Source organism: Streptomyces sp. NPDC058579, from assembly GCF_042718575.1.
Taxonomy (GTDB): domain Bacteria; phylum Actinomycetota; class Actinomycetes; order Streptomycetales; family Streptomycetaceae; genus Streptomyces.
The window spans coordinates 186,731-196,993 of record NZ_JBHXPI010000010.1; the positions used below are offsets into that span (position 1 = coordinate 186,731).

At 72.1% G+C, this 10,263-nt stretch carries 9 protein-coding genes; 4 read left to right on the forward strand and 5 right to left on the reverse strand.

The annotated features are described in order from the left end of the window. Positions 1-13 precede the first annotated feature (13 nt). From rpsJ to ACFWRO_RS16060, 4 genes are all read right to left on the reverse strand, one after another. A complete protein-coding gene (gene rpsJ, locus ACFWRO_RS16045; RefSeq protein ID WP_003948644.1) occupies positions 14-322 on the reverse strand; it encodes a 30S ribosomal protein S10 in 309 nt (102 codons plus the stop codon). A gap of 550 nt (positions 323-872) precedes the next feature. Next, positions 873-1,592, reverse strand: a complete 720-nt coding sequence (locus ACFWRO_RS16050; RefSeq protein ID WP_384510088.1) for a YoaK family protein — start codon at positions 1,590-1,592, stop codon at positions 873-875. A gap of 50 nt (positions 1,593-1,642) precedes the next feature. Further along, positions 1,643-1,834, reverse strand: coding sequence for a DUF397 domain-containing protein (locus ACFWRO_RS16055; RefSeq protein ID WP_384510090.1), 192 nt, complete (start codon positions 1,832-1,834; stop codon positions 1,643-1,645). Continuing rightward, positions 1,831-2,697, reverse strand: a complete 867-nt coding sequence (locus tag ACFWRO_RS16060; protein ID WP_384510092.1) for a helix-turn-helix domain-containing protein — start codon at positions 2,695-2,697, stop codon at positions 1,831-1,833. Before ACFWRO_RS16060 ends, ACFWRO_RS16055 begins: the two co-directional genes overlap by 4 nt. Before the next feature lie 140 nt (positions 2,698-2,837). Here ACFWRO_RS16060 and ACFWRO_RS16065 point away from each other — a divergent pair, with 140 nt between their 5' ends. The 3 genes from ACFWRO_RS16065 to ACFWRO_RS16075 all read left to right on the forward strand — a co-directional run bounded on the left by ACFWRO_RS16065 (position 2,838) and on the right by ACFWRO_RS16075 (position 6,754). Then, entirely contained in the window at positions 2,838-3,257 is a 420-nt protein-coding gene (locus tag ACFWRO_RS16065; RefSeq protein ID WP_384510094.1) for an ATP-binding protein, read from the forward strand. Positions 3,258-3,514: 257 nt separating this feature from the next. After that, positions 3,515-4,423 (forward strand): helix-turn-helix domain-containing protein, encoded by a 909-nt coding sequence (locus tag ACFWRO_RS16070; RefSeq protein WP_384510097.1) that lies wholly within the window; start codon positions 3,515-3,517, stop codon positions 4,421-4,423. A 1,497-nt stretch (positions 4,424-5,920) separates the two neighbouring features. Then, positions 5,921-6,754, forward strand: a complete 834-nt coding sequence (locus ACFWRO_RS16075; RefSeq protein ID WP_384510100.1) for an RNA repair domain-containing protein — start codon at positions 5,921-5,923, stop codon at positions 6,752-6,754. On the opposite strand, the gene ACFWRO_RS16080 is transcribed toward ACFWRO_RS16075, so the two are convergent. Next, entirely contained in the window at positions 6,741-7,850 is a 1,110-nt protein-coding gene (locus ACFWRO_RS16080) for a hypothetical protein (RefSeq protein ID WP_384510103.1), read from the reverse strand. The two genes, ACFWRO_RS16075 and ACFWRO_RS16080, sit on opposite strands and share 14 nt — an antisense overlap. A gap of 275 nt (positions 7,851-8,125) precedes the next feature. Here ACFWRO_RS16080 and ACFWRO_RS16085 point away from each other — a divergent pair, with 275 nt between their 5' ends. Beyond that, a complete protein-coding gene (locus ACFWRO_RS16085; RefSeq protein WP_384510106.1) occupies positions 8,126-10,195 on the forward strand; it encodes a PIG-L family deacetylase in 2,070 nt (689 codons plus the stop codon). Positions 10,196-10,263: the final 68 nt, after the last annotated feature.

The window sequence follows — 10,263 nt, forward strand, 5'->3', positions numbered from 1 at the left end:
CTCGCGCGTCACCTCAGAGCTTGATCTCGATGTCGACGCCCGCCGGGAGGTCGAGGCGCATGAGCGAGTCAACCGTCTTCGGCGTGGGGTCGAGGATGTCGATGAGGCGCTTGTGCGTGCGCATCTCGAAGTGCTCGCGCGAGTCCTTGTACTTGTGCGGCGACTTGATGACGCAGTACACGTTCTTCTCAGTGGGCAGCGGCACCGGGCCCGCGACCGACGCACCAGTACGCGTCACCGTCTCGACGATCTTCTTCGCCGAGGAATCGATGACCTCGTGGTCGTAGGCCTTGAGCCGGATGCGGATCTTCTGTCCCGCCATGGCTACTCAGTAGTCCTTTGTCTTGGTTAACGCTCTGGTACTCGGGGGTTCTCTTGACTCCGCCTCCGACCCACGCGGTCGGGCGTGTCGCACTCCCTCTACGCAGAAATCCCTAGGGATCTCCCAACCAAGGGGGTGCGGTTCCCAGAACCGCGAAGCCGGGGGGCAGAACACCACCCGAGCGCCTGGCCGGTACCCCGCTGACACTTCCCGGAAGATTCCCGTACGTCCGACCCGAGGGGTCGACGAGTACTGTGGGACTCGCTTCCGGTCCTCCCGACGGGAGGCGCGCAGCATCGGCACTCAACCGAGCAACCCCAGCAGTCTGCCATACGGGATGCGGGCCTGGCCAATCGAGCCGGAGAGAATACCCCGCACGTGACGCAAGTCAAACGCCGACCCTCCGGGGTGGGGGCCCTTCGGGGCGGACGGGTGGGGGCGGGCGCGCTGGGGGCCGGGTGCGCCGGTCGGGTCGGTGTCGGCACGGTACGAGTGCGCAGGTCGGGCGCGGTCCGCGGCGGGGGCGTTCGGGTCGGTCGCGGCCCTGCGGTCAGCCGGGTTCGGTCGTACGCCGGGCGGGCACCGCCCAGGACGCGAGACCGAGCAGCAGCACCAGCACGCACGGAACCCCCAGCACCACCGCCGGGCGCACGCCCTCATGCAGCAGCCAGCCACCCAGCAGGCCCCCCACGAACATCGCGCCGATCGAGGCGAACCGCCGCCCCTCATGCCGGGCCCCCGAACCGATGCGCGGGTCGGCGACGTGCGGCAGGCCGCCGAGGAAGGCGGTCAGGGCACGGGTGGACAGCGTCGTGGGCACGTCCGGGACCCGTACCCGCAGCGTGGTGATGTTACGTACCCCCATGGCGGCGGCGACCAGGGCGACCACCACGAAATGGTGCCCGCCCACGGGCCCCGCGGGCGGCCCGTCGACCCCGGTACGCCACGCGACGAGCGCCCCACCCCCCAGGAGCACCCCCTCGGCGAGCAACGCGGGAGCGAACCACCGACGCTCACGCGCGTCCACGCTCGACTCGAGCAGCGACCCGAGCACCGCGCCGACCACGAACCCGGCGCAGGAGACCCCGGCGGCGGCCGGCGAGAGCCCGGCGGCGCCGGTGAGCGCGAACGCGAGCAGAAGCAGGTTCCCGGTCTGCATCGCGGTGAAGACCGGCCCGAGCGCGAGAAAGCTGACGGCCTCGATCATCCCGGTCGTCATCGTGAGCACGACCATGATCGAGGTGAGCGCACCCCCGGCCCTGGGCTTCATACCCGGACCCTAGGACGCGGGTGATCGCCCCGCCCGGAGGCCGGGCGGGATCAGCGCTGACTGGCGTACGCGACGAAGCCCGCCCAGGCGCGGGGGGCGAAGGCGAGAAGGGGGCCTTCGGTGACCTTGGAGTCACGGACGTGGATGGTGGCGGGGGTGGTGGCGACCTCGATGCAGTCTTCACCGTTCGAGCTGCTGCTGTAGCTGCTCTTGAACCACTCCAGCTCGGGTGCGTGGATCATGTCTCTCCCAGCAGTTGTTCGATGAAGGCCCGCGACTCCACCGGGGTGAGAGCCTGAGCCCGGATGATGCCATAGCGGAGCTCCAAGATCCGGAGCCTTTTCGGGTCGGACACCGGGCGCCCATTGAAGTCGCCATCGGAGCGCCCCACGGCTGTGCCGTCCCCGAATTTCAGCACCTCGATCAGCCCGGCCGTGCCGGGGTGGTCAGCGCGCGCGGTCGGCATCACCTGGATGTCGACGTTGGGCAACTCCCCCACCTCCAGCAGACGTTCGAGCTGAGCCCGCAGCACCATTCTCCCTCCGATGGGACGTCGCAGCGTCGCCTCTTCCTGGACGAAGCTGAGCTCGGGCCCCGGAGACCGCTCGAACACCGACTGCCGATCGACCCGTGCGGCCACCAGCCGCTCCAGCTCCTCCAATTCATACGCCGGGCGCCACGTGCGCAGCAGCGCCCAGGCGAACTCCTTCGTCTGGAGGAGACCGTGAATGTTGATGGTGCTGTAGAGGCCGAACTCGACCGCTCGCGCCTCCAGCTTCTTCAGATCCCGCACCTTCTTCGGGTACCGGACCTCCACCACGTCCGTCTTCATGGCCGAGATGAGCCCGCCGGCCCCCACGACCTCGTCCACCCTGTCCAGGAACTCGGGGCGCGGGATGCGTGCCCCGCGCTCGATCTTGCGGATCATGTCCTCGCCGTACCCGACGAGCTCTCCGAAATCGACCGCGCGGAGGCCTGCCGCCTCTCGCCACAGCCTGATCTGGCGGCCCACAGCCGCCACGACCGCCGCTCCGGACTCGTCGTCCGGGTCGACCTCCCAGCCCGGCTCGTCCGTCCCCTTGTCGTCCACCATGTCCACGCTCATGCGCGCCCACCTCCTCAGCCGCCCCTACCCGGAGGGCCACCCCGGACAGCCGGGACAGGACCGGACAGTCTCGGGACAGTCACCGTACGTAAGGGCCAGTTCGCTGGGCAGCGTACGCACACCCGGCCACGCTGAGTGACATGAATCCGGAACGAACCCAACTCTTGGCGCCTGTACGCCAGTTCGACATCCAGCTCTCCGCGACGCCTCGTGGCGCCCGCCTCGCCCGGCTCCTGGCCGTCGAGCAGCTGCGCACCTGGGGCCTTGAGGCGGCCTCGGAGGCAACGGCGCACGTCGTAGCCGAGCTGGCCGCGAACGCCGTGACCCACGGCCGCGTCCCCGGCAGAGACTTCCGCCTGGCGCTCCGCGCCACGGAGGCCGCCCTCCGTATCGAGGTGACGGACACCCGGGGTGACCGCCTTCCGTACGCGGGATCGGGGCACGGACTGGTGCTCGTCCAGGCGCTGGCGGATCGGTGGGGCGTCACCTCGGGGCCGGTTCCGCGGAAGACGGTCTGGGCGGAGATCGGGACCGCGTCGCGGGCGGCCGCGAGGCGGTGACGCACGACGCTTATAAGGGATAAAGAAACAAGAGCAGAAATACCCCTCCCAACCCCTCCAGCCTCCCCCGAGGCCCGAGGGGCCGCTCGCTGCGGCCCGCCGTCACTCGCACGGGTGATCTGCGCCAACTGGGCTGGATTTGGGGCCGGTTGCCTGGCATATGCTCTCGCCACACAACCCCAGACAGACGTCGGCCCCCGGCCGGGACTAGCGATCCCGATCGAGGGCCTGACCAACACGGAAGTAGTAGCTTCCCGATGGCTTACTCGCAGCCTAGCGCGCCCCCGCGCGCCTCCGGGCTCATTCACGTCAACGTCCGGCACACGACCCGCTACACGGTCGTCGGCAACCACCTCGCCCAGCACCGCAAGCTCTCGCTGCTCGCCATCGGGCTGGCCGTCCACCTCCAGTCGCTGCCCGCCGGATCCTCGGTCGGGATCAAGGCCCTGGCCGCCTGGTTCCCCGAGAGCGAGCTACGGATCGCCGGCGCCATGCATGAGCTGGAGGACCACGGCTACCTGGAGCGCTTCAACGAACGCCTGCCCAACGGCCGCCTGGCGCCCCGCACGATCTCGTACAACCGACCAGGGGCTGAAGCGGCGCCCGAGCGGACGACACCCCGGGACACCGTGCCGCCCCCGGCTACCGAGCCTCCCCCGCGCACCGGGCCTTCTCCGGGCACCAGGCCTTCTCCGGGTACCGAGCCTCCTCCGCCGCCGGAGTCTCCGGCCCGGCCAGAGCATCGCTCGGAACCCGTACCCCGCCCCGTAACCCCGGCTCCGCCACCCACTCCGCCCGCGCCGCTCGCTCAAGCGCACCGACCCGCCGCTGACGTCCTCGCCGGCCTGCGCCTCCATGAGCCCCGGCTTCTACTCGCCGAACGGGACATCCACCGCCTGGCTCCCGCCGTAGCCACCTGGCTGGAACGCGGCGCCCACCCCAAGGCCATCGTCCGCACGCTCGCCGCGAACCTCCCCGACAACCTGGCCCATCCCGCCGGCCTCCTGGCCCACCGCCTCACCGCCCTGCTCCCACCCCCGCTACCGGCAGCGGCCCAGGCCCCCGAGCCCCTCCAGAACTGCGACACCTGCGACCGCGCCTACAGAGCCCCGGAACCAGGCCACTGCCGCGAGTGCCGACCGACCTTCGAAGCACGGGCCGCCTGAGCAGTTCGAGGCCCTGGCCCCGGTGAGCTTCTGGTGGGGCCGCCCTCTCTCCGAGAGTCGCACCTTCCACCGCCGCGTCAAGGGCGCTCCCTGCGGTCGCGTCGCTCCGCGATGGCCTACGGCCACCCTTGACCCGGCGCCTCCAGGCGCGAAAACACTCTCGGAGGGCGGCCCGGGGGCGTGGCCACGGGGGAGGCCGGGGATCGCTGCCGTGGCGGGTGCCGCCTGCGGCCCGGTGGGTGGGGGGCCGGGCATCGCTCCGGTAGCGGGAGTAGCTGCCACCCGGTGGGTGGGGGCTCGGTTCGCAGCGGGGGTGGGGCGTCGGTGCGGGTCGGTGGTGGGTGCGCGGCAGTGGAATGGGGCGGTGACGGCACCGGCTCAGCGACTGACGCCGGGCGGGCGGCCGGGCTTCAGGCCCGGCTGGTCAGTCCGAGTGGATGCGGCGTAGCCCCTGCCCGATCGGCCGGAAAGCCGCCAGCCGCCAGGACATAGGCCAGCGAGCCAGGAGTAGAGGAAGGGAGCGCGCCTTCATCGGGTGCACGTTTCCCCCCGAAGTCGCTACCGACGCCCGGTATGCACCGCTTTAGCCATGGCTCGGGTGCGGATACTCGGAGTTCGCTGCACTTAGGGCGCGCCGGGCGGGCGCAGGCCGCCCCACCGCCCGCCCGGCTGCCGCCGCCAGGTACCTAGGACCCACCGGGAGTGACCGGCGGGGCATGAAGCCCGACCGAACGGCAACCGCCAGACGCTGAGCCCCTGCCGTCACCGCCCCACGCCACCACCGCGCACCCCCGAGCCGACCAGCACCAACTCACCCGCCCCCGCCGCGAACCGAGCCCCCACCCACCGGACGGCAGCCGCCCCGCGACCGAAGCGATACCCGGCCCCTCATCCACCGGGAGCAAGGAACTCGCCCCACCCGGCCCATCCCCGAGCGCTCACCCACCGGGCCGCAGGCCGCCCCCGCACCGCAGCGATCCCCGGCCCCCACCCCACCGGGCACAAGGGACCCGCCCCGCCCGGCCAATCCCCGAGCCCCCACCCACCGGCCCGCAGGCCGCCCCCACGACCGGAGCGATACCCGGACCCCCCACCCACCGGCCGCCACCCCGCCCCGCCACCGCAGCGATCCCCGGCCTCCCCGGTGGCCACGCCCCCCGGCCGCCCCCCGAGTAAAAGCAGGCGACCGGAGGTGGTGGGTCAAGGGTGGAGCGAAGCGCAATCGGCGAAGCCGACGCGACGAAGGAGCGCCCTTGACGCACCACCGGAGGTCGCCACACTCAGAACGAGGGCGGCCGAACCAGAAACCCGCCAGACCCCCCGACCACGACCGCCTCAGAGACCCGAAGCCCCCGAGGCCCCGGAACACGACCCGCCCAGAGACCCGCCGCCCACGAACGCCCCGGAACCCGACCCGCACCGAGACCCGCAGCCCGCCAGGGCCTCCGCCCCATGAGCCCGGCGAGTGAGTCCCGTCCTCGCGGGCAGTCGCCTCGCGTGCGTACCAGCGACGAGATCTATCACCGGGTTCTGTGGGACGACCGGTTCGATCCCGAGCGGTTCGTGATGGGGATCCATGAGCGGGGGACGGACGAGCCTAAGCGCGTCGCGCTCGCCGACTTCGTGCCCGGTGGGCATGTGCCCTGGCATCGGGTCGTGTTGTTCGAGGTCGACGGGCTTGTCGTCTGGGATCGGGGCACCGGGGTCGACCGGCTCGATGCCGTGTTGCCGGACCGGGTCGAGGGGCCCTTGCCGCCCGGGGAGGTGCTCGTCGTGCCGCCGAGCGGGCGGACCGCCGTCGCGTGGATTCCGCCCCGCCCGCTGTGGCCCGCCATCCAGCACGTCCGCCGCGCGCACGACCGCCAGGTCCACCGCTGGCCGCCGCACGTGAACGTGCTCTTCGGCTTCGTACCGGAGGCCGACTTCGAGCGGGCTGTCCCGCTCGTCGCGGCGGCGGTGCGGGAGGTGCCGCCGTTCCGGGCCCGGCTGGAGGGCGTGCACTGGTTCGGGCACCGTGAGGACGCCACCGTATGGCTCGACCCGTGCGCGGACGGCGACGCGCCGTGGGCCCGGCTGCGGGAGGGCCTGGAGGCGCGGTTCCCGCTGTGCGGGGACCAGGCCAGGGGCTTCACCCCGCACCTCTCCCTCGGCCGCAGCCGCGACCCGCACACCCTCGCCACCACCGCCGAGGCCCTCCTCGGCAGCGCGACCGCCCGGGTCAAGGACGTCGTGCTGCTGTCGCGGAGGGAGGACGGTCCTATGCGGGTTCGGGTGACCGTCGCGCTCGGGAGCGGAGAGGTGGCCACGGCCCCCCAACTCAGCTTCGCGTGAGCCTTCCGCACTCCTTCGGGAGGTCCGTCAGGTCCTTGCTGCGGTCGTACGGGTCCGTGGCCGGGCCCGACGGGTCCGTGCCCGGTGACGCCGTGTGGTCCTCGGTGAACATCGGGTGGAAGAACCCGTCCTTCGGCCGGTCGCACTCGTCGTTGCCGACGCTCGAGTTCATCCGGCTCACCGACAGCTTGCCCTTGGTCGCCCGGTACACGTCCGGGTCGGGCAGCGCGAAGGTGATCTGGCGGCGCGCGACCGTCCGCGCGACCTCGTCGGCGCCCGGCCGCACCTTCACCACCGGGTAGACGAAGGTGTAGTCCGTGTGGATCAGGACGTAGTTCGCGTACGCGCCCTTGCCGTTCTCCAGCGTCATCCGCCCCCGGGTCTTGACCACGGACCCCACGAGCTTCGCCTCCGCCGGGCTGAACCGGCTGAACAGATGGGTGGGGTCGTTCTTCTCCGTGGCTCTGGTCAGGCCCTTCTCCATGCCGGAGCGGACATCGGGCTGGTGCGGGTCGAGCAGCGCCAACGCCGCCGTCGGCCTGCCTCCGTTGACGACGGCCGGGTCGAGGTTGGCGGCGACGAGGAAGTCCTTCGTCGTCTTCAGCGCGGCCGCGACCTCGTTCTTCGACATCCAGCCGACGGCCGTGGCCTGCGGCGTCTCGATCCCGGCGGCCCCGTCCGTCCACCGCAGCGCCGGCGAGCCCCGGAACGGCTCGCTCAGCGTCGGGCCTTCCGCGAACGCCTCCTCGGACGGCGCCGCCGTGGGGCGGGCGCTCTCGGCCGCAAGCGGAGTGGTCTCCCCCGGGCCCCCGAGCCCCTCGGGCAGGTGGTCGGTGACTAGCTGCGGGCGGAAGGCGACGAGCAGGACGGCTGCGGCCGCTGCGAAGCCCACGGCCCCCTTCACCTTGCGCTTCCGCCCGCCGCCGCCGCGTCCGTTCGTCTCCTGCCAGGCCGGGCCGGTGCGCCAGCCCTCGGGCTCCCGTGCGGGCGCCGAACGAGAAGCCCCACCCGTACCGACCCCGACCCCGTCCCTCTTCGCCGCCTCGACGAACGCCGCCCACTCCTCGTCGGAGACCGACGGATCCTTCTCGCTCACGCTGCTCCCCCACCCCTGATCACGCCTTCGCAGCGGAGAGTGTCACGGCACCCGTCACTCGATGCGCGCGGGGCAGGGACTGTTGATCTTCCTGTGACCTGGCCGTTCACCCCACCTCCCCCACCCCCACCCCTCCCTCACCCCCCGGTCACATGAGCGAATTTCCGGGCAACCTCCCTGTTCGAAAACCCGTCTAGCCAGTCGCGGCAGCGGGCCTGGAGCAGGCCTCCCGCGGATTCCAGGGCACGTGCGCGTGGTACGGGGGGAAAGCAACAGTGGACGGTTTCGGGCTGCTCAAGAAGGGTCTCCTCCGTCGCCGCGGGATTCTCGCGGCAGGCGCCGCCCTCGGTGCCACCGCCTTCGGTTCGACGGTTCTCTCCGGGTGTTCCGTGCCCGAGGCGCCCCGCCGCGCGCAGCCCGTCGCCGACCCCGCGCCCGGGGTACCGATCGTCAGTACCCGCCGCGAGCAGGTCATGCAGTTCGCCGCGCACCCGGACGACGACCTGTACTTCATGAACCCGGACACCCAGCGCATGCTCGACGCCGGTGTCCCGCTGGTCTCCGTCTACGTCACGGCCGGCGAGCACACCGGTGTGAACCGGATCAAGGGCATGCCGCCGGCCAAGCCCGACCGGGCCGCCTACTCGTCCTCGCGCCACCAGGGTCTGCGCCAGGCGTACGCGACGCTCCTCGGGCTCGACAAGTTCACCCCCTGGGAGAAGGGCGTCACCACGCTCCGCGGCGGGCGCCGCGCCGAGATCAACACGCTCATGAACGGCGGCCGCCGGGTCGAGCTGATCTTCCTCAACCTGCCCGAGCACGCCCCCCGGCGCTACATGGCCCTGGTCAACCTCTGGAAGGACCGCGCGCTCGAACTGCGTACGCACCTCTCCGCGGACTCCCCCGTCGACCGCCCCGACACGTACGACCACGACCAGCTGATCGATGTCCTCGTCGGCCTCCTCGACCGCTACCGGCCGACCGTCGTCCACACCCTCGACCCCGACCCGGACATCCAGATCAGCACCGCGGCCGCCCGCAAGCGCGACGCCGAGCAGCCCGGCTACTCCGACCACGGCGTGCACACCGCCGTCGCCGAATTCTCCTGGGCCGCGCTCATACGCTGGGTCGCCGAGGCCCAGAAGGGGCCGGGGCAGATACCCGCGTTCGTGGCGACGGCCTTCCGCGGGTACTACAACCGGCACTGGCCCAAGAACCTCCCCCCACAGGTCCTCAAGGAGAAGGCCGGCCACCTCTTCAACTACGGCGGCAATCCCGAGTGGCAGTGCGGCAACCCCTCCGGCTGCGGTGACTACGGCATCGGCGGCGGCAGTCCCCTCAGGCAGGGCAAGGGCTGGGTACGGGCCACCCACTACCGCTGGCCCGGCGCGGGCCCGGCCGTCGTCGTCCGGCCCGACGGGCGGCTCGACGCCTACGGGGTGCTCGGGCTTCGCGCCGTCCGCTGGCGGGAGACGGAGCGCGGCACCGGCCTGTGGGGCGAGCCGACGGACCTGGGCGGCGGTCCGCTCGCGCCCGCGCTCGGCTCGGCGACGCTGCCCGACGGCCGGGTCCTGCTCTTCGGGGTGCGGTTCGCCTCGCTCACGGGGCGCGGCGGGCCGAACAAGCGGGAGGTCGTCCTGCTCGAACAGCGCTCCCCCGACGGCCCGTTCCTCGCCTGGCGCGGTCTGGGCAACCCGGAGCGCAAGGACGACCGGGGCCGCCGCATAGGCGTACCGGTCGCGGTGACCGGCCCCGACGGACGGGTCCACCTCTTCATACGTAACGCGGAGAAGGGCGTGTCGACGCGCGTACGGTCCACCGACGGCACCTGGTCCCCGTGGCGCGTGCTGCCCGGAGCCGAGGAGATCCAGGACGGTCTGGACGCCGTGGTCGACGCCGACGGACGCGTCCACGTCCTCGCCGCGGGCCGGAAGTCCGTCCAGCACTGGATCGACTCCGTCCCGGCCGCCCCGCTCCCCCTCTCGGGCGACCCGGTCGCCGCCGTACCGGGCCGGGGCCGTACCGGGCTCGACGTGTACTACCGCAAGCCCGCCGCCAAGGAGCTGCTGTCGCAGCGTCGCGGGAACGCGTCCTTCGACGGGTACGGCCCCGTGGCCGCGGCGGCCGACGGAGCCGGAACGGTTCTCCTCGGCCGGGACCTGCGCGGGCGGATCCAACTACGCCGGGGCGGCCGGCTCTGGACCCGTAACCAGGGAGCGGTGGCCGTGCAGAGCTCGGCCCTGCGGCTGCTCCCGGGCGGCCCGGTCGCCGTCGGCCTGGGCGCGGACGCCCACCCGTGGGTGTGGCGGCCGACGAACCGGTCCGGGGCGACCTCGCACTCGTAGGTCGTGTAACCAGGTCGTGTAACCAGGTCGTGTAACCAGGTCGTGTAACCAGGTCGTGTAACCAACTG